The 26,526-nt window shown below is 40.5% G+C and carries 28 protein-coding genes; 14 read left to right on the plus strand and 14 right to left on the minus strand.

What is annotated here, in order from left to right:
- Positions 1 to 49: 49 nt before the first annotated feature.
- Together C5749_RS06850 and C5749_RS19620 are read right to left on the minus strand one after the other, a co-directional pair.
- Positions 50 to 1,039, minus strand: coding sequence for a lysophospholipid acyltransferase family protein (locus C5749_RS06850; protein ID WP_105724220.1), 990 nt, complete (start codon positions 1,037 to 1,039; stop codon positions 50 to 52).
- 87 nt (positions 1,040 to 1,126) lie between these two features.
- The gene (locus C5749_RS19620; protein WP_181151303.1) at positions 1,127 to 1,276 is read right to left on the minus strand and encodes a hypothetical protein; all 150 of its coding nucleotides are present in this window, start codon (positions 1,274 to 1,276) and stop codon (positions 1,127 to 1,129) included.
- A gap of 346 nt (positions 1,277 to 1,622) precedes the next feature.
- Between C5749_RS19620 and C5749_RS19510 the strand changes: the two genes are divergently transcribed.
- Complete coding sequence (locus tag C5749_RS19510) at positions 1,623 to 1,817, plus strand: hypothetical protein (RefSeq protein ID WP_146113710.1); 195 nt, start codon at positions 1,623 to 1,625, stop codon at positions 1,815 to 1,817.
- On the opposite strand, the gene metA is transcribed toward C5749_RS19510, so the two are convergent.
- A complete protein-coding gene (metA, locus tag C5749_RS06855; protein WP_105724222.1) occupies positions 1,806 to 2,750 on the minus strand; it encodes a homoserine O-acetyltransferase MetA in 945 nt (314 codons plus the stop codon). The genes C5749_RS19510 and metA overlap by 12 nt on opposite strands.
- A gap of 417 nt (positions 2,751 to 3,167) precedes the next feature.
- Here metA and C5749_RS06865 point away from each other — a divergent pair, with 417 nt between their 5' ends.
- Complete coding sequence (locus C5749_RS06865) at positions 3,168 to 3,593, plus strand: hypothetical protein (protein WP_105724226.1); 426 nt, start codon at positions 3,168 to 3,170, stop codon at positions 3,591 to 3,593.
- Between the two features lie 67 nt (positions 3,594 to 3,660).
- Here C5749_RS06865 and dnaB read toward each other — a convergent pair whose 3' ends face one another.
- Positions 3,661 to 5,241, minus strand: a complete 1,581-nt coding sequence (dnaB, locus tag C5749_RS06870; protein WP_105724228.1) for a replicative DNA helicase — start codon at positions 5,239 to 5,241, stop codon at positions 3,661 to 3,663.
- Positions 5,242 to 5,679: 438 nt separating this feature from the next.
- On the opposite strand from dnaB, the gene ubiE reads away from it, so the two are divergent.
- Genes ubiE through C5749_RS06885 form a run of 3 tightly spaced genes read left to right on the plus strand, consistent with a single transcriptional unit; the run spans position 5,680 to position 7,704 of the window.
- Positions 5,680 to 6,420: a bifunctional demethylmenaquinone methyltransferase/2-methoxy-6-polyprenyl-1,4-benzoquinol methylase UbiE gene (gene ubiE / locus C5749_RS06875; RefSeq protein ID WP_105724229.1), complete on the plus strand. Its 741-nt coding sequence runs from the start codon at positions 5,680 to 5,682 to the stop codon at positions 6,418 to 6,420.
- A gap of 15 nt (positions 6,421 to 6,435) precedes the next feature.
- Positions 6,436 to 7,200: an SDR family NAD(P)-dependent oxidoreductase gene (locus C5749_RS06880; RefSeq protein WP_105724231.1), complete on the plus strand. Its 765-nt coding sequence runs from the start codon at positions 6,436 to 6,438 to the stop codon at positions 7,198 to 7,200.
- A 54-nt stretch (positions 7,201 to 7,254) separates the two neighbouring features.
- Complete coding sequence (locus C5749_RS06885) at positions 7,255 to 7,704, plus strand: GatB/YqeY domain-containing protein (RefSeq protein WP_105724233.1); 450 nt, start codon at positions 7,255 to 7,257, stop codon at positions 7,702 to 7,704.
- 31 nt (positions 7,705 to 7,735) lie between these two features.
- On the opposite strand, the gene glsB is transcribed toward C5749_RS06885, so the two are convergent.
- Together glsB and glsA are read right to left on the minus strand one after the other, a co-directional pair.
- Positions 7,736 to 8,701, minus strand: coding sequence for a glycine N(alpha)-acyltransferase GlsB (gene glsB / locus C5749_RS06890; RefSeq protein ID WP_105724235.1), 966 nt, complete (start codon positions 8,699 to 8,701; stop codon positions 7,736 to 7,738).
- 3 nt (positions 8,702 to 8,704) lie between these two features.
- Positions 8,705 to 9,538 carry a lyso-glycine lipid O-acyltransferase GlsA gene (gene glsA, locus C5749_RS06895; RefSeq protein WP_105724237.1) on the minus strand — a complete coding sequence of 278 codons (834 nt, stop codon included), beginning with the start codon at positions 9,536 to 9,538 and terminating at the stop codon, positions 8,705 to 8,707.
- A gap of 194 nt (positions 9,539 to 9,732) precedes the next feature.
- Between glsA and C5749_RS06900 the strand changes: the two genes are divergently transcribed.
- The 6 genes from C5749_RS06900 (at position 9,733) to C5749_RS06925 (ending at position 16,184) form a co-directional block, all read left to right on the plus strand.
- Positions 9,733 to 10,395 carry a CBS domain-containing protein gene (locus C5749_RS06900; protein WP_105724239.1) on the plus strand — a complete coding sequence of 221 codons (663 nt, stop codon included), beginning with the start codon at positions 9,733 to 9,735 and terminating at the stop codon, positions 10,393 to 10,395.
- A gap of 54 nt (positions 10,396 to 10,449) precedes the next feature.
- On the plus strand, positions 10,450 to 11,343 hold the full coding sequence (locus C5749_RS06905; protein WP_105724241.1) for an NAD kinase: 894 nt from the start codon (positions 10,450 to 10,452) through the stop codon (positions 11,341 to 11,343).
- 92 nt (positions 11,344 to 11,435) lie between these two features.
- Positions 11,436 to 12,173 carry an undecaprenyl pyrophosphate synthase gene (locus C5749_RS06910; protein WP_105724243.1) on the plus strand — a complete coding sequence of 246 codons (738 nt, stop codon included), beginning with the start codon at positions 11,436 to 11,438 and terminating at the stop codon, positions 12,171 to 12,173.
- Positions 12,174 to 12,296: 123 nt separating this feature from the next.
- Positions 12,297 to 14,885 (plus strand): outer membrane protein assembly factor BamA, encoded by a 2,589-nt coding sequence (gene bamA, locus C5749_RS06915; protein ID WP_105724245.1) that lies wholly within the window; start codon positions 12,297 to 12,299, stop codon positions 14,883 to 14,885.
- A 61-nt stretch (positions 14,886 to 14,946) separates the two neighbouring features.
- The gene (locus C5749_RS06920) at positions 14,947 to 15,480 is read left to right on the plus strand and encodes an OmpH/Skp family outer membrane protein (protein WP_105724247.1); all 534 of its coding nucleotides are present in this window, start codon (positions 14,947 to 14,949) and stop codon (positions 15,478 to 15,480) included.
- A gap of 116 nt (positions 15,481 to 15,596) precedes the next feature.
- Entirely contained in the window at positions 15,597 to 16,184 is a 588-nt protein-coding gene (locus C5749_RS06925) for an OmpH/Skp family outer membrane protein (protein ID WP_105725299.1), read from the plus strand.
- Between the two features lie 93 nt (positions 16,185 to 16,277).
- On the opposite strand, the gene rplT is transcribed toward C5749_RS06925, so the two are convergent.
- The 4 genes from rplT to thrS all read right to left on the minus strand — a co-directional run bounded on the left by rplT (position 16,278) and on the right by thrS (position 19,467).
- Positions 16,278 to 16,622 carry a 50S ribosomal protein L20 gene (rplT, locus tag C5749_RS06930; protein WP_105724249.1) on the minus strand — a complete coding sequence of 115 codons (345 nt, stop codon included), beginning with the start codon at positions 16,620 to 16,622 and terminating at the stop codon, positions 16,278 to 16,280.
- A gap of 101 nt (positions 16,623 to 16,723) precedes the next feature.
- Positions 16,724 to 16,924, minus strand: a complete 201-nt coding sequence (rpmI, locus tag C5749_RS06935; protein WP_105715938.1) for a 50S ribosomal protein L35 — start codon at positions 16,922 to 16,924, stop codon at positions 16,724 to 16,726.
- A gap of 42 nt (positions 16,925 to 16,966) precedes the next feature.
- Entirely contained in the window at positions 16,967 to 17,494 is a 528-nt protein-coding gene (infC, locus tag C5749_RS06940; RefSeq protein WP_425443438.1) for a translation initiation factor IF-3, read from the minus strand.
- 47 nt (positions 17,495 to 17,541) lie between these two features.
- Positions 17,542 to 19,467 (minus strand): threonine--tRNA ligase, encoded by a 1,926-nt coding sequence (gene thrS / locus C5749_RS06945; protein WP_105724252.1) that lies wholly within the window; start codon positions 19,465 to 19,467, stop codon positions 17,542 to 17,544.
- Between the two features lie 230 nt (positions 19,468 to 19,697).
- Here thrS and C5749_RS06950 point away from each other — a divergent pair, with 230 nt between their 5' ends.
- Positions 19,698 to 20,321, plus strand: coding sequence for a 7-carboxy-7-deazaguanine synthase QueE (locus C5749_RS06950; RefSeq protein ID WP_105724253.1), 624 nt, complete (start codon positions 19,698 to 19,700; stop codon positions 20,319 to 20,321).
- A 5-nt stretch (positions 20,322 to 20,326) separates the two neighbouring features.
- Here C5749_RS06950 and C5749_RS06955 read toward each other — a convergent pair whose 3' ends face one another.
- Together C5749_RS06955 and C5749_RS06960 are read right to left on the minus strand one after the other, a co-directional pair.
- Positions 20,327 to 21,397 (minus strand): Gfo/Idh/MocA family protein, encoded by a 1,071-nt coding sequence (locus C5749_RS06955; protein WP_105724255.1) that lies wholly within the window; start codon positions 21,395 to 21,397, stop codon positions 20,327 to 20,329.
- Between the two features lie 2 nt (positions 21,398 to 21,399).
- Positions 21,400 to 22,677 carry a Gfo/Idh/MocA family protein gene (locus C5749_RS06960; protein WP_105724257.1) on the minus strand — a complete coding sequence of 426 codons (1,278 nt, stop codon included), beginning with the start codon at positions 22,675 to 22,677 and terminating at the stop codon, positions 21,400 to 21,402.
- A 74-nt stretch (positions 22,678 to 22,751) separates the two neighbouring features.
- On the opposite strand from C5749_RS06960, the gene C5749_RS06965 reads away from it, so the two are divergent.
- Complete coding sequence (locus C5749_RS06965) at positions 22,752 to 24,026, plus strand: DUF819 family protein (protein WP_105724259.1); 1,275 nt, start codon at positions 22,752 to 22,754, stop codon at positions 24,024 to 24,026.
- Between the two features lie 27 nt (positions 24,027 to 24,053).
- The gene (locus tag C5749_RS06970; protein WP_105724261.1) at positions 24,054 to 24,497 is read left to right on the plus strand and encodes an acyl-CoA thioesterase; all 444 of its coding nucleotides are present in this window, start codon (positions 24,054 to 24,056) and stop codon (positions 24,495 to 24,497) included.
- A 19-nt stretch (positions 24,498 to 24,516) separates the two neighbouring features.
- Here the strand turns inward: C5749_RS06970 and C5749_RS06975 are convergent, their stop codons facing one another.
- Together C5749_RS06975 and C5749_RS06980 are read right to left on the minus strand one after the other, a co-directional pair.
- Complete coding sequence (locus tag C5749_RS06975; RefSeq protein ID WP_105724263.1) at positions 24,517 to 26,028, minus strand: bifunctional GNAT family N-acetyltransferase/carbon-nitrogen hydrolase family protein; 1,512 nt, start codon at positions 26,026 to 26,028, stop codon at positions 24,517 to 24,519.
- An 82-nt stretch (positions 26,029 to 26,110) separates the two neighbouring features.
- Positions 26,111 to 26,428 (minus strand): DUF3467 domain-containing protein, encoded by a 318-nt coding sequence (locus C5749_RS06980; protein WP_105724265.1) that lies wholly within the window; start codon positions 26,426 to 26,428, stop codon positions 26,111 to 26,113.
- Positions 26,429 to 26,526 lie beyond the last annotated feature (98 nt).

Consider the following 26,526-nt stretch of genomic DNA (forward strand, 5'->3'; position numbering starts at 1 on the left):
CTTGAAGCTGCTAACACAAGCATTCTCCCGCTAAAATTACTAAAAAAAATCAATTCTTCATCTGTCTCGTTAAATGTTTCCACTTACGCATACACAAGAAAGACAATTTTCCAATCTCTTGACAAGTGTATCGAGGACTAATCATCATATAATATCGAGTTCCAACCCGGCAGGGCCAGTATGACTGATATCGTCTCTTTACTTTGTTTCGTTCCCGTTTCCCAGGCATGGTATGGACATATAGCCACCCCTCCCAAACCTCGGGTTTTGGATAAACAACTTCCTGTAAATGGTTGTAAAGTGTCCGGAACACGCGTGATGTATAATGCTTCAATGCTTCTTCGGTATTTGGAGAAATTACAGGGTAGCTTTTATAAAATGTATCGTCCTGATCGTCCAAAGAAGAGAGAATGGGAAAAATGGGAATGTTCCTTTTATAGGATAGTACAGCCAATCCCTTACGTACAACAAGATTGCAATTAAAAAACGGCACTTCCTCATTATCCAATTCATCCTTAGTAGGTGCGGCCCCATGGTTCCCATCCATATAAATAACAACGTGGTAGCCGTTTTGTAGTGCACCTAACATCTTGATGAGACAGTTGCCCGCGTCTGCGTCAATCAGCTGTAATTTGCCAACATCCTTCATTTTTGTATGCTGTGCGAACAGATGTTCGCCCTGCTCAGCTATAATCTCGCGTGACATAACCACAGCCACGTTTAATCCTTGCATATACATTACACGACTGAGAATACGATACGAGCCCGTGTGAAAGGTAGTAACGAAACCAGGTCGACCCTTGATCTGCCGAATGTATGACGTCAATTCCGCCAAAACTTCTCGTTTGATCGGCAACGCTTCCGACAATTGATCGTCCGAGGCGCGATATCTAGAGGTCACTAAACGGCGATAAATATCAGCATAACTGCTTGTATCTATTTGAGGGCAGAACCTATACAGGTTAGCTGCAAACAATGCATAAAGCCAAGAGGTTGACGCATCATCTTCGTTTGTCGTGCTTCTTTCCAAAAAATCCATTATCATGCAAGTTTTTATTGAAAAATTTGAAATTGAGAGGTTATAAAAAGAAAACCTGACCGCCGAGCCAGGCTTTCTACAGCTAATTTAGATCGTCCTGAAAAAACATTTGGGTTCTTTCCTGGATGATGCTTCAATATCCCAAAATGCGACCATTGTTGGCAAAGCCACCTGCGTTCTACGCCCCGTAAATACTTGTGCCTTAGCCTTACGTAACCATACTTTTAAAATCTTCATGTTTTTCAATTTAAGTGTTCATTATTATACCTTCATGCCGCGAGTCAGTTCCCATGCCCGCCCCCGTCCGGATCGGAGTTCCATGAAATTCACCAAAAAATTAAGTAAATCTTTTGAAGATAAAGACAGATAGGGATAGCGTAAATTATTTTAGTGATAAAAGTGTGAAAGAATGCGACAAATTAATATGTACCTTAAAAATGGCTTTTAGTCACTAATTTAAGAACATTTACTCCCAGTACGACATTCGATTTTCACCCCCAAAAATTAAGCATATGCCCCACGAAATCTGTTTTCTCCGGTTTTATTTGGCAGTGAACATGTAAATGTACAATTTGGTGATACCATGAAAGAAACCATTCAGTATGTTTCTGATGTCAATACAGCAAAACTGAATTATGAATTGGAAAGGCATCTTATAGAAACATCTATTCATGGAAGTACACGAGGTCAAGGTGTGGCGTCCGGGCGTAGCCCACCTGACCACTTCCTATTATTTATTCAAACTGTAATCGTTTTGAGGTATATACTATCCTTGTAGCTTGATGTCACCTAAATTTGGAACATCTTTCAAGTCAAATGGAGTTTCTTGATAGACGAAATAATTTAGCCAATTGTTGAATAATAAGTTGGCATGGCTTGTCCAACGCACTAACGGCGGATTATCGGGATTATTATCCACATAATAATCAATTGGCATAACAATATTTAGTCCTTTTTCCAAGTCTCTTTTATATTCATCATCCAAAGTGAGTGGCGCATATTCAGAATGGCCGGTGAAATAGAATTCGCGCCCTCCTCTGGAAGAAAGAATAGCAAGACCAGCGTCACGTGACTCGGACAAAATAGAAATCTCTTTCCTATTTGTTACTGATGTTTTTAAAATAGTAGTGTGGCGGCTGTGGGGAATAAAAAATTCATCATCAAACCCCCTGAACAATGGATGCCGTTTTTCGACAGCCGTATGCTTGAACACACCAAATAATTTCTCCGATAAAGGTGATTTCTCGACATCATAGAAATGATAAAGTGCCGCCTGTGAAGCCCAACAAATATATAAAGTGGACGTGACGTGCGTTCTTGCCCAGTCAAATATGCTTTTGATTTCTTCCCAATAGGAAACTGCTTCAAAGTCCATCATCTCCACAGGTGCTCCAGTGATAATCATACCATCGTAGAAATCATCGCGCACTGCACTGAATCCTTTATAAAACATTTCCAAATGATCCGCAGGTGTGTTTTTTGATGTATGCGTATCTAGCCGTATAAATTCTATCTCGACTTGTAAGGGGTTATTGGACAATAGTCTTATGAAATCCGTTTCCGTCGATATCTTAAGTGGCATCAGATTGAGAATAAGGACACGTAAAGGGCGAATGTCCTGTGCAGCTGCCCTTAAATCGCTCATCACAAATATATTTTCTTTTTCCAAAAGTTGAATAGCTGGAAGATTATCTGGTATCTTGACTGGCATACTATTTCCCTCGCTTAAGTTGATCTAAAAACTGACTGCAAAAATAGAAAGAATTAACCGGAAGAAAAAACATCCAGCTGCAAACTCATGTGCAGTAGTTAAACTTCGAAGATTATACGTCCGCAAACGTACAGTTTTTGTTCATATTCGAACAATCTGGACACAACAAAGACAGCAACAAACAACTAGTAATGAATACTTTAACCTTTGGAAACGCAATTGAATAACTTGAGCCAAAGATATCAACGATAAAGCCACAACGATAATCGGTAAAAAATTCACCGGGCATTACACTGGTTTTACCGAGAAATATCAAATACTGGTCTAATTGAAGTTTCGTACTATACAACATGCAGCTACCTTTGAATCATCAAACTGATCAGAAAAAGGAAAGATAAATATTAAAAACTTAATACAATGAAAACGACAATCGCAACCATCGCAACGGCATTTATCATGATGACATCATTCAATTCTTTTGCAGCAAAAAAAGTCAACCCCCTGAAAGATCTAAATTCGAGCAACATCGTCCTTACTTATCTAGAAGCGGCAACTGCTGGCAGCATTGAATTCAACAAGTTTCTGTTTTCAGACGACTTCGAATATCGAAACACTGCTAACAATGTATGCTATAACAAAAAGACGTACACTAATTTTTTAAAGAAGAACAAAGGCTTGAAATTCAACTGTGAAACAACCTACGAGATGCTTGATGAGTGTGGTAAAGCATGTGTCGCTAAAGCCATCATGAAATTTAATAATTTTACACGTGTAGATTACATTACATTAAACCACAGCCAAGACGGGTGGAAAGTAAGTAAAGTAGTAACGACTTACCCATAGGAACGGGGTATTTGTTTCAATGTTTAGTTTAGTGAAAAGCCTACCAATGTAGGCTTTTTTATTAATTTTAAAACGGAGCGTCGTCCGGCATATCGTTCATTCGTGAAGGCATGGTGATGCCTCCGCCACCAAAACCATCTGCTCCACCAAAAGCGTCAGACGGTCCCATTGCAGAAAAGCTATCTCCCCCGGCAAAGGAATCCGCATCTCCGAAATCCTCTTCTAAATCCACGAATTTAACGTATTTCCCTATAAAGCGTAACGGTACGATGCCTGTCTCACCATTCCGATGCTTCGCGATAATAACCTCACCTACCCCTGCGGTAGGACGTCCTTCTTCATCTTCCGTGAGCCCATAATACTCTGGCCGGTAAAGGAACAGTACCATATCGGCATCCTGCTCAATAGATCCCGACTCCCGCAAATCTGACAACATGGGACGTTTACTATTTCCTGGACGGGATTCCACCGCGCGGCTCAACTGAGAAAGGGCTAATACTGGGATGTTCAGTTCTTTCGCAACTGACTTCAACGCACGAGATATACTACCGATTTCCTGTTCCCGATTTCCTCCGCCTTTTCCTTCACTTTTACCATGCATTAACTGTAGATAATCCACAATTACCATTTGAATATCATGTTGGGCTTTCAAACGCCGACATTTCGCCCGGAATTCGAAAACATTTAACGCCGGTGTATCATCAATGATAAGAGGTGCTTCCGTTAGTCTCCCTATCCGGGAATGCAATTGCTGCCACTCATGGTCAGCTAGATTTCCTTTTTTTAGCTTTTCCTGTTCGATTTCCGTTTCACCGGCTATCAAACGATTAACTAACTGCACCGACGACATCTCCAATGAGAATACCGCTACCGGACGTTGATGGTCTACGGCCGCATTTCGTGCGACCGATAATACAAAGGCCGTTTTCCCCATCGCGGGACGCGCAGCAATAATAACCAAGTCGGAGGGCTGCCAGCCAGATGTCATACGGTCTAACGCGGTTAATCCGGAAGGAATACCGGTCAATCCGTCCGTCCGGTCGCGAAGCGCTTCCAAATTAGTGATTGCTTCGCGCATAATATCGTCCATCATCCGCGAATCACGGCGCAAATTATTCTGCGCAATATCAAATAGTGATTTCTCGGCATGATCCAATAAATCAAAAATATCCGTCGTCTCGTCGTAAGAATTATTTATAATTTCTGTCGATACCTTAATAAGCTCCCGTTGGATGTATTTTTGGGAAATAATACGCGCGTGATATTCTATATTCGCAGCGGAAACAACCCTATCCGTTAATTGCGTAATATAATAAGCTCCTCCCACCATTTCCAATGCACCCATCTTTCTGAGCTCAGCGGTTACCGTCAACAGGTCTATAGGTGAGGTATGCTGAAACAAATTAAAAATCGCTTCGTATATTTTTTGATGTGCTTCTTTATAAAACGAGTCTGGTTTAAGAATATCGATTACCTCGCTAAGTGCATTCTTCTCTAGCATTAACGCCCCCAAAACAGCCTCTTCCAAATCTAAGGCTTGTGGAGGCAATTTACCCAACCCACTGACTAAATTAGTAAGGCTAGTCCGTTTCTTAGCAAAAGAAGTTTTGCCCCCCGCATTGTTCGAAAATTCATTCTCTATCGCCATTCCAAAAATTTCTTCTGTTTATTGTTAGTGCTGATCGTAACGAATAACAAAAATATAAAAAATAAGCAGGAACAATCCAACTATTTGTACACACTTCAAAGCAGCGCAAAAAAAAGCCAATTATAACTCCCTTACGGATACGGCTTTCAACGCAAACGTTTTCCACACCGTTTTGTTAACAACGTGTGGAAACGAAAAAAAGTCTCTTTCAAGCCAATAAGTTATATGAATGTTAACAAATCCAACGGGTGTTAAAAACTGTAATTCGGTATTACTTAAACAAAAAATAGGCTTACCTGCACCCTTTAGATTAAGTACCAAACAGTTAATGTAGGTTTAATGCATATCCTCTATCCCTATTATACGAAGTCACCTCATTATCTACCGATAATGAAAACGGTTCTAGCACGTTAAAATTCAATATCGTATCTTTGCTTTATGGCAAATGATACCCGAACAATAAAACCTTACAAAGCACAGGAAGGTGGAAAGAAAGAACAAGTAGCAAACATGTTCAACAACATATCTAAAACATATGATATGTTGAATCGGATGATGACAATGGGTATCGACAGGATATGGCGCAGAAAAGCAATTCGGTCATTACGCGGCATCCATCCACAGCTTATCCTCGACGTAGCTACGGGCACTGGCGACTTTGCCTTAGAGTCTATTCGAATATTGAATCCTAAAAAAATTATAGGCGTGGATATTTCTGCGGGTATGCTTGATGTAGCCCGTGAAAAAATTGAGAAAAAAGGTCTACAAAAACAATTTGAGGTTCAACTTGGAGATTCAGAAAAACTGCAATTCGATGACAATACATTTGATGCCGTCACCGTTGCCTTCGGTGTTCGCAATTTTGAAAACCTCGAGCAGGGGTTGGCAGATATTCGTCGTGTATTGAAGCCGGGTGGTAAAGCTGTCATCTTGGAGTTATCCAACCCAACCACCTTTCCCATAAAACAGCTATATCATTTCCATTTTCATAAGTTGACACCGGCATTGGGCAAATTGATATCGAAAGATTCAAGCGCCTACTCTTATCTTCCCGAGTCTGTCGTTAATTTTCCAGACGGTGAGCGGTTTGCCGCCATTACCCAGAAGGTGGGTTTTAAGGAAACTACAGTAAGGCCACAGACGTTCGGGTTCTGTACTATTTACGAATGTATAAAATGATAATTTTCAACTACAATGAGAACGGTACTTATTACAGGAGCAAGTTCAGGAATCGGTGAAGCTTGTGCGGAGGTTCTAGCGAGCGAGTTAAAATACAGGTTATTGCTTTGTGCTCGTCGTCTGGAACGACTGAAAGAACTTAAAAAGAAAATTCAATCTGCCTACCCCACTTGCGAGATATTTTGTTTTGAACTTGATGTACGCGAAAACAACGAAATAGAAAAAACATGGAAGAATCTTCCTGCCGAATGGCGGGAGATCGATATATTGATCAACAACGCGGGGCTTAGCCAAGGGTTAGAGCCTATACAAAACGGAGACATAGGTGACTGGGACAGGATGATAGATACTAACGTCAAGGGGCTACTCTATATCACTAAACATACCATACCATTAATGGAACGTAGTGAAGCAGCACATATCATTAATCTGGGCTCCATTGCAGGCAAAGAAGTTTACCCGAACGGAAACGTTTATTGCGCGACCAAGCATGCTGTAGATGCGCTGACAAAAGCCATGCGGATCGATTTGTTGGAAAAAGGAATTAAGGTAACTTCCATTGACCCGGGTATGGTCGAAACTGAATTTTCGGAGATCCGTTTCAAAGGTGATAAAAAACGTGCAGAAAATGTGTATCGGGGATTAAAGCCGCTCTCGGGAAAAGATATAGCTGAGATTATTGCCTTTGTACTTTCAAGACCAGCTCATGTCAATATCAATGATCTTTTGGTCATGCCCACGGCTCAGGCCAATGGAACGGCTATAATCCGTAATACATAATCGTCGGCTATAAACAAATATTCATTCATAATTTATAACGCTTAACTCATAAAAATGTCATTAGAGCAAAAAATCAACCAGGATATTAAAACGGCCATGATTGCCAAAGACAACGTTAGATTACGTGGCTTACGCGCTATCAAAGCGGCTATATTATTAGCAAAAACAGAAAAGACTCAGGTAGAAGAACTTAATGAGGAGGGAGAAATCAAGGTGTTACAAAAACTGGCAAAACAACGTAAAGAATCGGGAGATATTTACAGAAATCAAAATCGAGACGACCTCTATCAAATCGAAATAGAAGAGCTTCAAGTAATAGAAGAATACCTACCTAAACAACTAGATAAATCTGCCATTGAAGAGGTAGTAAAAAGTATTATAGCGGCGGTTGGAGCAACATCCGTCAAGGATATGGGGAAAGTAATGGGTGCCGCAAATCAACAACTTGCTGGAAAAGCAGATGGAAAGACGATATCAGAGGTGGTGAAATCCTTCCTAATTTAACGAAAAGCAACAAAGGGCAAGGGTACGTTCATTATCCTTGCTCTTTTATCCCCATCCCTCTATCTTTATCTCGCTCATAGGTAGTCATATGCCGCTCTTTCTTGGCTGGATAAATATCTTCTAACGTAATCATGATCCCAGTTTCTTCCACCTCTCCAAATTCATCATTCAATGCTGTACCAAATGTACGCATGGTCGGTGATAAATTCATATAGGTATTAATAAGCGGTGGAATATTTTCGCCTAGTTCCCGAACCTTTGTGTTGAGCAACTTATATCCTTCTTTATAGGCCAGACTGTCAAACATCCCAACAAACGGTGTAATGTCTGTTTTATATTTTAAACTGAGATGTTCAAAAGGAACCACTAGTTTGTCTCTATCCGGAAAATAATATTCCATAAAATAAATTAGCAAGTCACGCGCGGTTTCATTATAATGCGGATACATGGTCACTTTTCCAAACAAGTATTTTACATCTGGATTAATTACCACCAACGCGCCTAAGCCATCCCATAAGTTGTCCAATGAAAATAGGCCTTTTCTGTTATCGATTGAAGGCTGAAAACGAGGTTGAACCCATGAGCGCCCAAGTTCCAACGTATAAGGCAAAAACTCTTTCTTAAATTTATCCGAAAAATGGAAGTAGTGGGCAGTCGAAAGATGAAGGTTTCCCTCCTCATCTATAGCATCTAAACATTTAACAACTCGATATCCGGCGATGATTTCCTCTGCTTCCGGATTCCAAGCTATAAGTTGGTCGTAACTATGTTTACCTGTATCGTTCTCATCAATATCCAGAGGCAGCCCCGTCCCACCTCCTGCTCCGCGAAAAGTGACCTCCCGCAAACGGCCTATTTCACGCATAATATTAGGAGCGGAGTGATAGTTGATTAAATAAACCTCATTATTTCCATTATTGGTGTAGCGTATAAAAGCGTCTTGTGTCAATTCCGCTTTAATTAACGCTCTATCCACCGGTGGTATAATCTCCTGCATATATTATTTTTTGTCTCCCATTCTATATACTATCTCTCTCACGTGATGAGCCCATTCATGTTCACTCTTCGATCGGTCAAATTCCTGGTAAGGAATTCGTTTTCCTATGCGAATGGTTACCGTATGGTTTCGTTGTGAAAACATCTCATCCGGCAAATATAACATCTCTATGTTTACTTTTAATCCTAATTTTTGTCTTAGTCTAGCTAAATTATAGAAAAAATTAGAATTTTTACCATCAATGTAAACTGGCACGATGTCTCTTTTGTATTTTTTTGCTTTTGAAATAAAGCTTTTCTTCCAACCCAGATCTGCAATTTCCCCTTGTATCTTGCGTGAAACCAAACCAGCAGGGAAGACTAACAACGCATTTTCGGATGCATAGGCCTGCTCAATTGCCATAATCCCACTCTTTGCCTGTCCTCCTACCTTGTTGACTGGAATGAACAAAGGTTCGAGATTTCGGATATTCATCAATATGTCGTTTACTAGAAATTTTACATCTCGTCGATACCGACCTATTGCTTGCATAATCGCAATGCCATCCAGCCCTCCTAACGGGTGATTAGAGGCAAATATGACGCTATCGTCAATGGGGATGTTCTCCGCGTCTTCTAGTACTACTTTTACTCCCAAATCCGCTATTAATGCGTCAACGAAATCTAACCCGTATAAATCCCCGAATCTGGTCATAATATCGTTGATCTCATCTTCATGGATAACACGTTCCAAATACCTTATTAAAGGTCTCGGAATCCATTTGGCCAACCTCGGGCTTTTTTTTCGAATTACTTCACGAATCTGAATAAACTTTACCTGCTCTTCTTCTCTGGCCATTTGCTTTTTAAGTACGTCCGTGTTTGGATAATTGTTGGCGTAAAAATAATAAATTTAAATTTTAATGTTGTAAAAAGTTATTTACATGAAAAGTGCATGGGGTAAAGGTAATATTGTTAATTTAGCATATAATTAAACAGGAATATAGAAAACGGTTTCAAGTTTCCTTTGTTTAATTTTAAAAACAGTTCATCATGTATATAGGTGAAATTTTAGCAAAGAACTATTTTGACGTCCGATCTGACGATAACATTGGGTTTGCATTGGATAAAATGAACGAGCTCCATACTTCGCAGCTTCCTATTGTCAACGAACGAGACCTACTTGGAATCCTCACAGAAGACCATTTGCTTTCTGCACATGATGAAACACAAGCCCTAAGTAGCTTGACAGTCTCTTTACGTTTTGTGTATTTATACGAATACCAGCATATCTATAATGCGCTCCAGTATATGGACGCGCATCGATTAGAAATCCTTCCGGTTTTGGATAAGGAAAACGCTTATATGGGGGTCGTGACAATAATTGATCTGTTATCCGCAATCAACGAGACGTTAGGCAATAAAGACCTGGGAGCTATCATTGTATTGGAATTAGGAAAAAATGATGTATCGTTTTCGCATATTGCCCATATCTTTGAATCGGAAAATGTACACATACTCAATACCGCCCTCCGTGATATTCCAGACACTACCAAAATGGAAATGACGATTAAAGTCGACAAACAAAATATCTCGAGCGTAGTCGCTTCTTTATGGCGTTTTGATTATGTTGTTAAAGCCACATTCAACGATGGCAGTCAAGATTCAGACATCAAAGAACGCTATGACATCTTAATGAATTACCTAAATTTATAAAACTCGCCTTAATTTAGCATCTTTGCGTAAAGTTTTGATAAAAAATCGCTGTCTATGCAACAAAAATCCATCGCTATATATGGTAGAGCTTTCAATTCATCCGTTGTTCCTTATGTCGAACAATTGTTTTCTTACGTGAAAGAAAAAGATATTACTATCTATATTTACTCCGATTTCTATGACTTCTTAAAAGAACAATTAGATTGTCCGGATACTTTTTTGCGTTATTATAATCATGGTGATCTCCCGCAGGATATTTCATTTTTACTGAGTCTCGGTGGAGATGGAACAATGCTGTCTGCAGTATCACAGGTTAGGGATTCGGGTATTCCGATTGCCGGAATTAATTTTGGACGACTCGGCTTTTTGGCTTCGATCCACAAAACACAGATAATCCAGGCGCTTGATGCTATTTTTGCGGGACATTATACATTGCAAACACGGGATTTGTTAGCGGTGAGTAGTGATCAGCAGCGGATTTTTGGGGATGCTAATTTTGCGTTAAATGACATCACAGTCTTTCGTCACGATACTTCCTCCATGATTACAATTAATGTGACCTTAAACGGAGAACTTTTAAACGCTTATTGGGCAGACGGTATTATCATTGCCACACCTACGGGATCCACTGCGTATTCCCTAAGCTGTGGCGGCCCTATTATCATGCCGGGAAGCGGTAATTTTGTGATTACACCTGTCGCTCCTCATAATTTGAATGTGCGACCGATTGTTATCTCGGCAGACAGCGAGCTGGAATTGGAGATTGAAAGTAGAACAGATAAATATATTCTGAGTTGCGACTCTCAAAATGAAACATTAACGACTACCACTAAATTACACATTAAGCGCGCGCCATTCCGTGTAAATCTCATCCGTTTAGCATCTGATAGTTTTTTCGGCACTTTACGTGAAAAGTTGCTCTGGGGATTAGATGTTAGAAACTATTAACAAGATATTTTAACACAATTTAATACTCCCTTATTGTTCTAAAACGCCTATCTTTACACCATAAATCCCCTATAGGGAAGTCCGTTTAAAAAATGAGTTTCAAACAAAAGATAAATCCGGAAGCGTTACCACAACACGTCGCTGTCATTATGGACGGCAACGGCAGATGGGCGAAAGGTTTTGGAAAGTTGCGTATCTTCGGTCATCAGAATGGTGTGACCGCTGTTCGGGAGGTGTTGGAAGGATGTATAGAGATTGGCGTACCCTATTTGACACTCTATGCTTTTTCATCTGAAAACTGGAACAGGCCGAAGATGGAAATCAATGCATTGATGGAGCTACTGGTCGACACGTTAGCAAAAGAAACCAAAACTTTTATAGAAAATGACATCCGCTTAAACGCCATCGGGAATATCAGCGATTTGCCTCAAAACTGCCAAGCTAAACTGGAAGACACCATAACACTGACAAAAAATAATAGTAGATGTGTACTTACACTTGCATTGAGTTATGGTGCGCGAACGGAAATTATTGATGCCACTAAATCGATCGCTAAACAGGTAGCAGAAGGCAAGTTAAAAGTGGACGATATTGATGAGAAAGTGTTCCAAAACAGCCTATACACCGTTGGGATACCTGATCCTGATCTCATGATAAGGACAAGCGGAGAGCAGCGAATTAGCAATTATCTTCTTTATCAAATGGCGTATACAGAGTTTTGCTTTTTGCAGAAAATGTGGCCAGAGTTCACACGCGACGATCTCTTCGAGGCAATTTATAATTACCAGCAAAGGGAAAGAAGATTCGGCAAAACAAGCGAACAGCTATAACATTATATTTATTACCTTTGCACCATCGATTTAGAGCCCAATTAAAAGGCTGGTTATTAATTATTTCTTTTAACAAAAATTAACAAGAGATTGGTGTACTTTAGCACCGAGAAAATAGAATAAATGAAGCGCTTACTATATTTAATAACATTTACACTAGTTTTCGGAGGGCAACCATTATTCGCTCAAATCCCAGGAAACAACCCAATTAACCTAAACGACCCTGATGACATCAGCTATTTAGATCCTAAAAACTACATCATCGGCGGCGTACGAGTTTCCGGCACGGAGTATCTGGACAATGACGTCTTAGTTACCATTTCTAAACTTGTAGTAGGTCAATATATCGAAATCCCGAGCGAGGAAACAGCAAATGTTATAAAGACTTTGATGGCCCAGAACTTATTCGACGATGTACAGTTATATGCAGAAAGATTCGAAGGAGACAATGTTTATCTGGAAATCCGTGTCCGGGAACGTCCTCGGCTTACCCGTATTGAAATTGAAGGTCTGAAGAAGGGAGAGAAAGAGGAAGTTCAAAAACGTCTAAACACCAGTTCGGGCAGGATTGTCAATGAGAATCTCTTGAAGACAACCCGATCTACAATACAAAAATTTCTTCGGGAAAAATCGTTCCTGTATCCGGAAATAGAAATTACCACGAAAAAGGATAGTGCAGAAGCGAATAATGAAATTGTTATTGCCAATGTAACCAAGAACAAAAAAATAAAAGTTCACCGCGTGTATTTTGATGGAAATAAGGAATTTTCAGATCGCCAGTTACGAAAGTACTTAAAAGGAGTAAAACCTCGTCGTTGGTATCGCATTTTTGGACCTGGAAAATTTAAAGACGACAAATACAAAGAGGCAAAAGAAAACTTGGTGGCTAAGATGCAAGATAAAGGATATCGAGATGCCCAGATTCTTGTTGATAGTATCTCGCGCTATGATAATAATGAAGTGGATGTGCATATTAGCCTTCACGAAGGCCCCCGTTATTACATGGGAAACATTCAATGGTCCGGAAACTCTAAATACACGGATTCTCTTTTGAATCTGTTGTTGGGAATCGAAAAAGGGGATGTATATAGTGAAGAGAAACTGCACACCAAGTTGATGGGACCAACGCGCGCAAGCGACGACATCCTTTCTTTATATCAAAACGATGGCTACCTTACTTTCAATGTACAGCCTATTATAAAACGTGTTTATAATGACACGGTGGATGTGGACATCGTGATAAGTGAAGGAAAACAATTCACGATTAACAATGTTATTGTCAAAGGAAATGATGTAACTAACGATCGCGTAGTATTGCGCTCCATTTATTCCAAGCCTGGACAAAAATACTCGCGCGAGCTAATTATGCGCAGTATCCGTGAAATTTCTCAATTAGGTATGTTTGATGAACAAAAGATTCAACCTGACATTCCACAATCATCCATGAATTACGAAGAGGGGACAACGGATATTGTATTTAACGTCGCCGAAAAGCCGTCTGACCAAGTCGAGCTTTCAGGAGGATATGGTGCTGGACAAGTAATTGGTACTTTAGGACTAACATTCAACAACTTCTCAACAAGCAACTTTTTCAAGAAAGACGCTTGGAAACCGCTTCCTCGAGGAGACGGACAAAAACTGAGTGTTCGCGGTCAGACGTCCGGGAAAAGATACCAATCGTATAGTTTTTCTTTCTCTGAACCCTGGTTAGGTGGTAAAAAGCCAATATATTTTGGTTTGAGTGCTTATACATCGAGCTCCGCTATGTTCGGGTTTGATCCCTGGACTGGTAGACAAGTAGTTGCTGACAGTGATCTGAGCCGCATCTGGATGACCGGAGTAACAGCGACGCTAGGTAAACGTCTGCAATGGCCAGATAACTATTTTCAAGTAAATACGTCATTGTCCTTCCAGCGTTACAAATTACAGAATTATGCCGGCTACTTTTTGTATGAGAATGGAACATCGTACAATATGAATATCACGCAGGAAATTAGCCGAAACTCGGTAGATGCCCCCATCTACCCTACTTCGGGTTCCCATTTCAAATTCTCTGTACAATTGACACCGCCATACTCTGCGTGGAACAGCATCAATTATCAGACTGACCCAGATCATATCAGATACAAATGGACTGAATACCACAAATGGAAATTTGATAGCCAGTGGTATACAAGAATTGTCGGTAAACTGGTCTTGAAAAGTCAGGCGCAGTTTGGTTATCTAGGGAATTATACCAACAGGACGGAAACTTCTACGTTCGAACGGTTTAAGCTTGGTGGTGATGGTATGATGGGCTTTGACTTTCTACAGGGCTCCGAAATTATTGCCATGCGAGGTTATGCTAACGGTACCATCATACCCGAATCGACCGGCTCACAAAACGATGGTATACGCAGAGCCATCAACTCCGGTAGCCCTATTTACGCGAAATATCAGTTAGAGCTTCGCCATCCTGTTATGTTGAATGAACAGGCTACTGTATTTGTTTTAGCTTTTGCAGAAGCAGGTAATACTTGGAATAAATTCGATGAAGTCAATCCATTTAAAATGCGCCGTTCGGCGGGAATAGGTGCACGGATATTCTTACCTATTTTTGGTATGTTAGGAATAGATTACGGTCACGCCTTCGATCCGATTCCGGGTTTACAGTCTAGCCAATGGAAACAAAACTTTACATTCAGTATATTGCAAAACATGGGCGGGTTTTAAACTTTTTGGAACTATAATTGTCCTAAAATTTAGAGAAATAGGTAGTGTAAAAATTTATAAAATGAAAAAAGTAATATTTGTCATCAGTTTGATTGTAGCTTCAGTAACCCTGGCTTCCGCCCAGCGTTTGGCTTATGTGGATTCTGAATATATTTTAAATCATATCCCCGAATATACTGCGGCACAAAAGCAATTGGATGATCTCTCCACCAAGTGGCAAGCGGAAGTAGATAAGCGATATGAGGAGATTGAAAAGCTCTATCAAGCCTATCAAAATGACCAAGTATTGTTAAATGACGATATGCGGCGCCGTAGGGAGGATGAAATTGTAAATAAAGAAAAAGAAGTAAAAGATTTTCAACGTCAAAAATTTGGTTTCGAAGGTGATCTTTACAAAGAGAGAATCCGTTTGATCCAGCCTATCCAAGACCGCGTCTCAAAGGCTATTCAGGAACTAGCAAAGAGTGAAAATTTAGATTTGATAATGGACAAGGGAAGTGAAGTCGCCATTCTATTTGCAAACCCCAATTTGGATAAAAGTAATGACATCATTACAAAATTAGGTTTAAAACCGAATCCAAGCTTGGCGAATTAATTTTTTTATTATACTTGTGGCAGCAAATTGTAATTAATTATTAACAACGTTATATTTTATAAAAAAAGTGTATTGGTTGATAAAAGAGAACCAAGCAAATGATTAAAATGAGAAGAATGAAAAATTTATTTAGAAGTGTAGCTTTAGTAGCGGTGGTATTTTTGGGCGTACAGCATGTAAATGCTCAACAAAAGATTGGTCATGTCAATGCTGATGAAATTTTTCAGTTGACTCCTGAATTTAAAACGGCAAATGATCAATTGAGAACGTTAAACGAAACGAAGACGAAAGAACTACAGGGCATGTATGAAGAGTTTCAAAAGAAACAAAGCGATGCTAACGAAAAGTACAGAAGTCGTAGTGAAGCAAATAAAGAGACAATTGATGCGGAACTTCAGGTCTTAGGACAAGAGCTTCAAAACATCGAGCAACGTATACAGGAAGTTCAACGTGTCGCTCAAGAAGACCTACAAAAGAAGCAACAGGAGCTTTTAACGCCTATCCAAACAAAAGTACTGAATGCAATCAATTCCGTAGCGAAAGAAAAAGGGTATGCCTATGTGCTCGACACTTCAGCCGGGAATGTAATCTATTTCCAAGGCGGAGAGGATATATCGATGGATGTACGTTCAAAACTAGGTATCAGCGCTGATGCTCAGCCGGTGACGCCAGCCGTTCCTGCTGCAGGACAGCCTCAACAGTAAACATAGCATAAGAAACAAAAAACGCATAAAGAAAGAAAGGAGCCTTTGGGCTCCTTTCTTAATATCTAACAAATTGATAACGGGTTAAAAACTTTATTTTACGGTATCAATTACGGCTTTGAAAGCGTCTGGGTTGTTCATAGCTAAGTCAGCCAGCACCTTACGGTTTAGACCGATATTTTTGGCGTTTAACTTACCAATCAACTGTGAATAAGAAATCCCATGCTGACGAGCACCTGCGTTGATACGCTGAATCCATAAAGCTCTGAACTCGCGTTTTTTGGTCTTACGGTCGCGGTAAGCGTACTGTAAACCTTTTTCTACTGTGTTTTTAGCAATAGTATAAACTTTGCTTCTTGAACCGAAATAGCCTTTGGCCATTTTCATGATTCTTTTTCTTCTTCTTCTCGAAGCTACTGCGTTAACCGAACGTGGCATATTATTTTGAATTTAGTTTGGTATAAGGCGTTACGTTTTCCAGCAATCTTACTGCCCAATACCCGGTTAAAAAAATTATTATTATAAAGATCGAAATAAATTTATTTACCGATGCCAAGCATACGTTTTACGTTGCCCATATCTGCATCAGAAACATAACTTGTTTGTGTCAAATTACGTTTTTGCTTTGTTTCTTTCTTTGTCAAGATGTGGCTTTTATAGGCACTTTTTCTTGCAATCTTACCTGTTCCAGTCAATTTAAAGCGTTTTTTCGCGCTGGAATTGGTTTTTACTTTTGGCATAATGAATTAAATTTTCTATATCAATCTGTTAGATTCTCGTATTTATTTTTTTGGAGCCGCCTTAGGAGCTAGTGTTAAGAACATCCGCTTACCTTCTAATTTAGGCAACAATTCTACCTTTCCGTAGTCCTCCAAAGCTTGAGCAAAACGCAATAATAAAATCTCACCCTGTTCTTTAAAAACAATAGCACGTCCTTTAAAGTGCACATACGCACGGACTTTCTCACCGTTCTCTAAAAACTTAATTGCATGTTTTAACTTAAACTCGAAATCGTGGTCATTGGTGTTCGGACCAAAACGAATTTCCTTTACAACTGTTTGTTTAGCATTCGCTTTAATCTCCTTTTGCTTCTTCTTCTGCTCGTATACAAACTTACTATAATCAATGACCCTACAAACAGGAGGACTGGCATTTGGCGAAATCTCCACTAAGTCAAGTTCCAGCTCGTCTGCTATTTCTAATGCCTTACGAGTAGGATAGATGCCTTGCTCCACATTATCACCCACCAAACGCACCTCGGGCACTCTGATGAATTCGTTAATGCGATGTTCTGGTTCTTTCTTTCTCATTGGCGGTCTAAAACCACCTGATCTTTTTAATGCCAAATGTTTAAATATTAAACGGTTACTTCTTTAATTAATAATTCCTTAAATGCCTGCGGACTCATAGAGCCTAAATCTACAGATCCATGTTTACGAACAGAAACTGTGCCATTTTCGACCTCCTTCTCCCCTACAATCAACATATAAGGGATTTTTTTCAATTCCGCATCACGAATCTTACGACCGACTTTCTCGTCACGAAAGTCAATCAGTCCGCAAATATCGGAATTATTTAGCGAATCTAAAAGACTTTTTGCAGTTTCTTCGTACTTCTCCGATACTGGCAAAATTATAAATTGCTCTGGTGCAAGCCATAAAGGAAACTGCCCCCCACAATGCTCAATGAGCACCGCGACAAATCGCTCCAATGAGCCGAACGGCGCACGATGTATCATTACAGGGCGATGCTTTTGGTTGTCACTTCCTGTGTACTCCAGTTCAAAACGCTCTGGCAAGTTGTAATCCACTTGAATTGTACCCAGTTGCCATTTCCGACCCAGTGCATCTTTCACCATAAAGTCCAGTTTTGGACCATAGAATGCGGCTTCCCCATGCTCTATAACTGTACGGAGTCCTTTTTCGCTTGCAGCTTCAATAATAGCGGCTTCCGCTAGGTCCCAATTTTCATCGGTACCGATGTATTTCGTTTTATTCTCCGGATCGCGTAAGGAAACCTGCGCAGTATAGTCATTAAACCCGAGTGCTCCGAAAACGTATAACACGAGGTCAATCACTTTCTTAAACTCTTCTTTAACCTGATCAGGTCGGCAGAATAAGTGTGCATCATCTTGTGTAAAACCACGTACCCGTGTCAATCCGTGTAATTCTCCTGATTGCTCATAGCGGTACACCGTACCAAATTCGGCAAATCGAACAGGTAGTTCCTTATACGAACGAGGTTTGGTCTTATAAATCTCGCAGTGATGCGGACAGTTCATCGGCTTTAGATAAAACTCTTCTCCTTCAATCGGCGTATGGATGGGCTGAAACGCGTCGGCCCCATATTTCTCGTAATGGCCCGAAGTTACATATAGTTGTTTGTGACCGATATGCGGTGTCACCACGGGCTCATAGCCTGCTTTTATTTGCGCTCGTTGCAAAAAATCTTGTAGTTTTTGACGTAAAGTAGCGCCTTTTGGTAGCCAAAGCGGTAACCCAGCTCCTACTTTTTCCGAAAAAGCAAATAGCTCCAACTCTTTCCCAAGCTTACGGTGATCACGTTTCTTAGCTTCCTCGATAAATTTCAAATATTCTGTCAGCTCCGATGCCTTGGGAAAACTGACTCCGTATATACGGGTGAGTTGTTTGCGCGTTTCGTCTCCACGCCAATATGCTCCCGCTACGTTTGTCAATTTAATAGCCTTAATAACGCCTGTATGCGGAATATGCGGGCCACGACAGAGATCCGTAAAATTGCCTTGTGTATAGAATGTAATTTTGCCGTCCTCCAAATCCTTAATCAAATCCAGCTTATACTCATCACCTTTCGCTGTAAAATAAGCCAACGCATCCGCTTTCGAAACAGCTTTACGTTCAAATACTTCTTTTTGCTTTGCAAGCTCCAACATCTTGTCTTCTATCTGCTTGAAGTCATCAGAAGAAAATTCACGGTCACCGAAGTCGACGTCATAATAGAATCCCGTCTCAATTGCAGGACCTATACCAAATTTTATTCCCGGATACAGCGCCTCCAATGCTTCCGCCAATAAATGCGCAGATGAATGCCAAAACGTCGATTTTCCTTTATCGTCGTTCCAAGTTAACAATTTAACAGAAGCATCCTCTTCTATCGCTCTGGATGCATCCCATACTTCACCATTTACTTCAGCGCCTAATACATTTCTAGCTAAACCTTCAGAAATGGACTGGGCGATCTGCATAGCAGTAGTCCCCTTTTCATACTGACGGACCGACCCGTCAGGCAATGTAATGTTAATCATCTACGAATATGATTTTAATTTATTAAAAAAATTGAAATTTAACTGTTTACAGACCGCCAGCATACTACGCTGTAAAGTCTCGAACGCAAAGGTATTCAATATCTGTAAGAAACGGAAGCCGTTTTTTTATTGGGTGAGCCTATACACTATTCGCGTTATATATAGGACATGCACATTACTAGGCGTCTACGCCTTTTTTTCGTACCTTTGTCCTCTCAAAGGAAAAAGCAATGTCAAATCAAGTTCCGGAAGACGGCACACTGCTTCCACTTATGGAAGAATTTTACACTATACAAGGCGAAGGATACCATACCGGAAAGGCGGCATACTTCATTCGTTTGGGGGGATGTGATGTGGGCTGCCATTGGTGTGATGTCAAAGAAAGCTGGGATGCCGAGCTACATCCGCTGACGTCGGCAGACGCCATCATCGAGAATGCAAAGAAATTCCCCGCAAAGACGGTTGTTATTACGGGAGGAGAACCTCTACTCTACAATTTAGACTATCTCACAAGAGGATTAAAGGAAGCTGGCATACAAACTTTCATAGAAACATCGGGCGCTTATCCATTATCTGGTTATTGGGATTGGATATGTCTGTCTCCTAAAAAATTTAAAGGTCCACGTCCAGATGTACTGAATGCCGCCGGTGAATTAAAAGTAATTGTTTTTAATAAAAGCGATTTCCAATGGGCAGAAGAACACGCCAGATTTGTCGGCAAAAACTGTAAGCTATATTTGCAGCCCGAATGGTCTAAAACCACAGAAATGACACCGCTGATTATTGAATACGTAAAAGATAATCCGCAGTGGGAAATTTCCCTGCAAACGCATAAGTATCTGAATATACCGTAAGCATTTCACAACTTCACCATCCCACCCGTCTTAACGGATTCATCGCAGGCAAAAGCAATTCTTAAACTGTTAACGGCATCTTCCATCGATTTGGACAAATCTAGATTCTCGTGTATTGATTGCAAAAAATGCAATTGCTCCCTGTCGCATAGTTCCTGATGGGATGGCTCATCAGTTAAATCTATCCATTCATCGGGTACAATAAACTTGTTGTTGCTGTCGACATCAGCATAATGCACACGTAAAGATTCTGTTTGGGTATGAGCCTCTACAGAATCAGATTGACCTTTTGCCCCAGCTTCATTAGCGACAATAGAGACCGCACCTTTAGGCCCAATCACATCTTTGACAAAAAACGCCGTTTCGCTTATCATCGGTCCCCACCCGGCTTCATACCAACCTACAGAACCATCATCAAAATGAATCTGTAGTTGTCCGTAGTTATAGTTATCCAATGGTATATCATCCGTTAAACGGGCGCCTATAGCAGATACCCGAATGGGGCGAGCTTCCGTTATCTGACACATCACGTCGATATAATGTACACCACAATCTACAATAGGACTCAAACTCTTCATTAAATTCCGATGTACATCCCACATATATCCCTGACTTTGCTGATTTAAATTCATACGGAACACCAATGGGTTGCCCAATGTTTTTCCTATTTCTATAAATTTGATCCAAGATGGGTGATAACGAAGAATATAACCAACTACTAACTTCTTACCCGAGTCCTTAGCTGCTTGAACCACCCGCTCAGCCCCCACCACACTATCCGCCAACGGCTTTTCGATGAAAACATGTGCTCCCGCCATAAACGCCTTTAATGCATACTCTTCGTGTGTATCGGGATATGTCGCAATACATACCGCGTCCGGTTCTGTTTGGCTCAAAGCATCATCATAATGATCGAATGTCGGATATGCCGACTCAAGCATGGTGTTAACGCGATGTTTACTATCGCCTCTGGACACCAACCCAACAATCTCAAACCCTGCTAATTTATGATAGGCTGCAGCATGCGATGCACCCATATTACCACAACCCACAACCAATATCCTTATTTGTTCCATCGCTACGTAAACTTATAATGACCGGGTCTCGGAATTGCTAACTCATCTATTTTCATGTCCCAGTGATAGTCCTCCACAGGTGGTCCTAAAACTTCTTCCGAATGGATAGCCTCATCGTAGGACAGCGTTCTGCCTGAATATGCCGACAGTCTACCCCAAATCGCCATTAGCGTAGATTGTACCATGAAATCCCCATCGTTGATGACCTGCTTTTCTCTAATCGCTTTAAAGAGTTCGTCGTGTTGCGTTTGATACATATTGTTAAGACGTTCGGTATTACGCCAAGGTTGATCGCCAAAAATCTCGTAATTAGTATTAATTCCCACATTTATATATCCCCTTGTTCCCATGGCTTCCACAGTATTACGTGGCGTTGTACCATTCTGCTGGCGACCAAAATGGAAACTGCGGAATCCCTTTCCGTATTCGTATTCTACTGTAAAATGATCGTAAACATTTCCATATTTATTCCACGGTCGGCTTTGGCGTCCGCCAGTAGCTGTTACTTTTTGAGGAAGTTCGTTATTCAATATCCACGACATATAATCTATACTATGTATCGTCTGTTCGACAATCATATCCCCCGAATATCGTTGATAATAATACCAATTTCGTAATTGATAGGTCAAATCATTCCATCCAGGTTGCCTTTCTTTATAACTCAATTCGCCGCCATGGCGAAAAGAAGAAATGGTTTTAATATCTCCTATAGCACCATCATGCACACGAGAAATAATGTCTCTGTTTGGAAAAGAATAGCGAAAACAAAATCCGCTCACCAAACATAATTTCTTTTCTTTAGCTAACTTAACAGCTGCCTCCACCTCGTGCAGTCCCGGTATATCCACAGCAACGGGTTTTTCGCAAAACACATGTTTTCCCTCTTTTACTGCTAATGCCAGATGTGCAGGTCTAAAATTCGGGGGCGTGCATAATAACACGACATCTACTTTTGATTTAATTAGTTTTTCATACGCATCAAAACCGAGAAAGGAAGTTCTCTCCGTTACAGCTATACGGTCCCCGTATTTTTGCTTTAAAGCAGAAAGCGTGTTGTTCAGGTTGTCTTCGAAAATATCTGCCAATGCCGTTACACGCACATCAGGATCTGCTGCCAACGCTTGAAAAACTGCTCCTGTTCCTCTCCCCCCACATCCGATCAATCCAACACGTAAGGTCTTTCTCTTTGTTTCTGCAACAGCCCCAAGTATAGGCGTGCTTACAACTGTAGAACCCATAACGAGTCCACTGTTCTTGATAAAATCTCTCCGATTAATCATCTAATATGTTACGAGTTCAAAAAAGTCTATATATTTATATAAATTCAAGAGCAATTTAACAATTACCACAAAATATGCAAAATGCTATCAGAGAAGTTACACCACTCATTACCGATAATGCCGCCGTGCTGGGTTTGTTGATGATTGTTTTAGGCGTGGTATTTTATACCGCAAGTCTTAAAAGCAAATATATTGTTAAGTTTTACACGATCATTCCGCCGTTACTGCTCTGTTATTTCATTCCTGGGCTGTTGAATTCCGCTCATATTATTGATGGTGAAAATTCGCCGCTTGCCAGTATTGGCAGCCGTTTTTTTCTCCCTTCTTGTTTGATTCTTTTTACCTTAAATCTAGATTTAAAAGAAATGTGGAATTTACGCAAGCGAGCAGGCTTGATGTTTTTCACAGGTACAGTTGGTATTATTATAGGCGGACCGATCGCCGTTTGGATCACGTCGCTTTTTGCCCCCGAAATAGTGGGCGGCGTCGGTCCTGACGAAGTATGGCGTGGATTAGGAACATTGGCAGGATCTTGGATTGGCGGAAGCGCTAACCAAGTGGCACTCAAAGAAATACTACAGCCCTCTCCCAGCTTATTTTCTTCTATCATCGCCGTAGACGTATTTGTAGCCTATATATGGATGGCTTTTTTACTATATGGAGCAACCAAGCAACAAAAATTTGATCGCTTTTTTAACGCAGAAGCCGCAGATGTAAAGGCACTGACTAAAAGAATGGATCAACAACAGAAAGCGAATAGCCGTATACCCGAAGCTAAAGATTTCATCCTGATGCTATCACTTGCTTTAGGCGGAACAGGGCTTGCATCGTTAATCGCGGACCCGGTAGCTTCGTATATGGCGAATAACTTTCCAGAACTGGAAAAGTTTTCGCTGACTAACAGTTTCTTTTGGATAGTTCTCGTTGCTACGCTGATTGGTATCGGACTTTCCTTTACACCAGCTCGTAAATTCGAGCATTCGGGCGCTTCGAAATTAGGAACTGCCTTGCTTTATATGTTGATTGTGACAATCGGTATGCAAATGGACATCGCTGCTATTCTGAAAAACCCGGGGTTATTTATAGTGGGAATAATATGGCTTAGCATACATGCTTTACTATTGTTATTGGTTGGAAAATTGATCAAAGCTCCATTTTTCTATTTTGCAGTGGGCAGTATGTCTAATATTGGAGGAGTAGCATCCGCCACCGTTACATCAGCAGCTTTCCATCCGTCACTAGTCTCCGCGGGAGTGATCCTGGCAGTATGTAGCTACGCGATTGGCACGTATGCTGCTTGGTTGACGGCGATATTAATGCAATTGGTATCTCCAATCAATGTCATGTAAGGAAATTTAATAAATTTAGGACAAAAAATGAAACAAAACATCTATTTCGAAGGACAGGTGCTCTGGTCTCAACTAGATCCCAACATGCATCTCAGACATTCGGCATATGCTGACTTCTGTGCACAGGCGCGAAGCAATATGATGACCCAGGTGGGGCTTTCGCTGGAAGAGTTTGCTAAATATCATATCGGCCCTATCTTATTTAGGGAAGAGCTAATATATTATCGTGAAATCGGGCTTGACGAACGTATAGCTGTAAAGGTAGAAATGACAAAGCTTAACCTTAAAAATTTTCGATTCTCGTTTCGTCACGAAATCTATAAAGAAAATGGCATAAAGGCTGCAACAGTCTACGTAGACGGTGCTTGGCTAGACCTTCAGAAACGGAAACTGACGACCATTCCAAATGAGTGGCATTCGATTCTTGACACGATACCCAAGGCAAATGACTATTCAGCGATTACTGAATGACAAAGCCGGGTGAACCCCCTTATTTTAAGAGATTCACCCTATATAAGTCTTTTCTTCTATCCTTCAGTATTTTTACTGTACCATATTCATGCAAATCCCGTAGGGCATATAAATCCACATCTGCAATCAGAACCATTTCGGTGTTTGGTGTGGCTTCTGCCTTTATACCATTATTAGGGAAAGCAAAATCTGATGGTGTAAATACAGCAGATTGCGAATATTGGATATCCATATTATTGACACGCGGTAAATTACCTACGCAACCAGCGATAGCCACATAGCATTCGTTTTCGATAGCTCTCGCTTGCGCACATGCTCTTACGCGCAAATAGCCGTTCTGCGTGTCAGTCATGTACGGCACAAAAAGTATTTGCATGCCCTGGTCGGCCATGATACGGCTAACTTCCGGAAATTCCACATCATAACATATCAAAAGACCAACCTTTCCACAGTCTGTGTCAAATACGTTGATTTCATTTCCTCCTACCATCCCGTAATACTTAAACTCGTTGGGCGTGATATGAATCTTTTTATGCACGTCCACCTTCCCATTTCGATGACATAGATAGGACGCGTTATAAAGTTTTTTATATTCCATGATAGGCATGGATCCGGCGATAATATTAACATTATACGATACTGCAAATTCCTGCAGCTTTTCGACAATTTCACCGGTCAGTTCCGAAAGCTTCTCCATAGCAGCGCGCTCAGGAAGCTCATTGTAAGGGCTCATCAATGGTGTATTAAAAAATTCCGGAAACATAACGAAGTCTGACCCATAGTCGCTGACAGCATCTACAAAAAACTCAACCTGATCGTAAAAGTCGTTTATATCTTTAAACAGCCGCATCTGCCATTGTACCAACCCCAATCTGGTTGTTTGTTTGGAAGCAGACGAGTATTTTGTATCGGGGTCATAGTATATATTATCCCATTGCAATAGTGTCGCAAACTCATTCGACTCTTTATCTTCGGGAAGATAATTTTTCAGGATCTTGGAAACATGAAAATCATTTGACAGCTGAAAGGTTAGTGTCGGATCGAAAATCTCTTTCCGTTTTACTTTTTCGATATAGGTTCGCGGCGTTATCTTATCTGCGTAGGCATGATAATTTGGTATTCGCCCTCCTGCAAGGATCCCGCGGAGATTCATTTGCTCACACAACTCTTTTCGCACGTCATACAAACGTCTTCCCAGACGCAAAGAACGAAAGTCAGGATGTACAAACACTTCTATTCCATAAAGGATGTCCCCTTGATAATCATGGGTCGAGAACTTTCCGTTATCTATAATTTCATAGTATTTCTTGTAAATATTGGTCTTTTTCGAATCAATGATCAAAGAAAGCGCACAAGCTACCACCCGTCCATCTACTTCCACACATAATTGTCCTTCGGGAAAGATCTCTATCAAATCTACTATGTTTTCACGTGTCCATACATCTCCCGTATCTCCACCGTAGGCCTTTTCCATGGAGCGCTTTAAATCCTTGTAATCCTCGATGGTTAAGTTCCTAACCTGTATATCCATTTATCTAAATTATAAGTTATAAGATATAAGTTATAAGTGACTATATAGTTTCATCATTCATAACTCATCACTCATACATAAATTATGCTTCCCCTTTTGGACCAAAATTTAACGGCAGCCCCGGCTCACTTGCTTTTATTGTTCCATTGGCAGCTTCAAATCGGTTAATATTGTCTTGTAACGCCCCTAACAGCCGTTTAGCGTGCTCTGGTGTCAAAACAATTCTGGATTTGACCTTTGCCTTAGGCACTCCAGGCATGATGCGGATAAAATCCAATACAAATTCAGAGCTTGAGTGCGTTATAATAGCTAGATTGCTATAAATACCTTCAGCGATCTCCTCACTCAATTCTATGCTCAGCTCGTTATTCTCTATTTCATCGTTACTATTATTTTTCATCTATAAGTTGTTTTTCAAGTTTCATAAAAATCCAGATTTTCTATCTCCAAATTCTAGTCATTATATACATAGACCCCCAGCACATTATTACCGTGTAC

The sequence above is a fragment of the Sphingobacterium gobiense genome (assembly GCF_002980575.1).
GTDB classification, from domain to species: domain Bacteria; phylum Bacteroidota; class Bacteroidia; order Sphingobacteriales; family Sphingobacteriaceae; genus Sphingobacterium; species Sphingobacterium gobiense.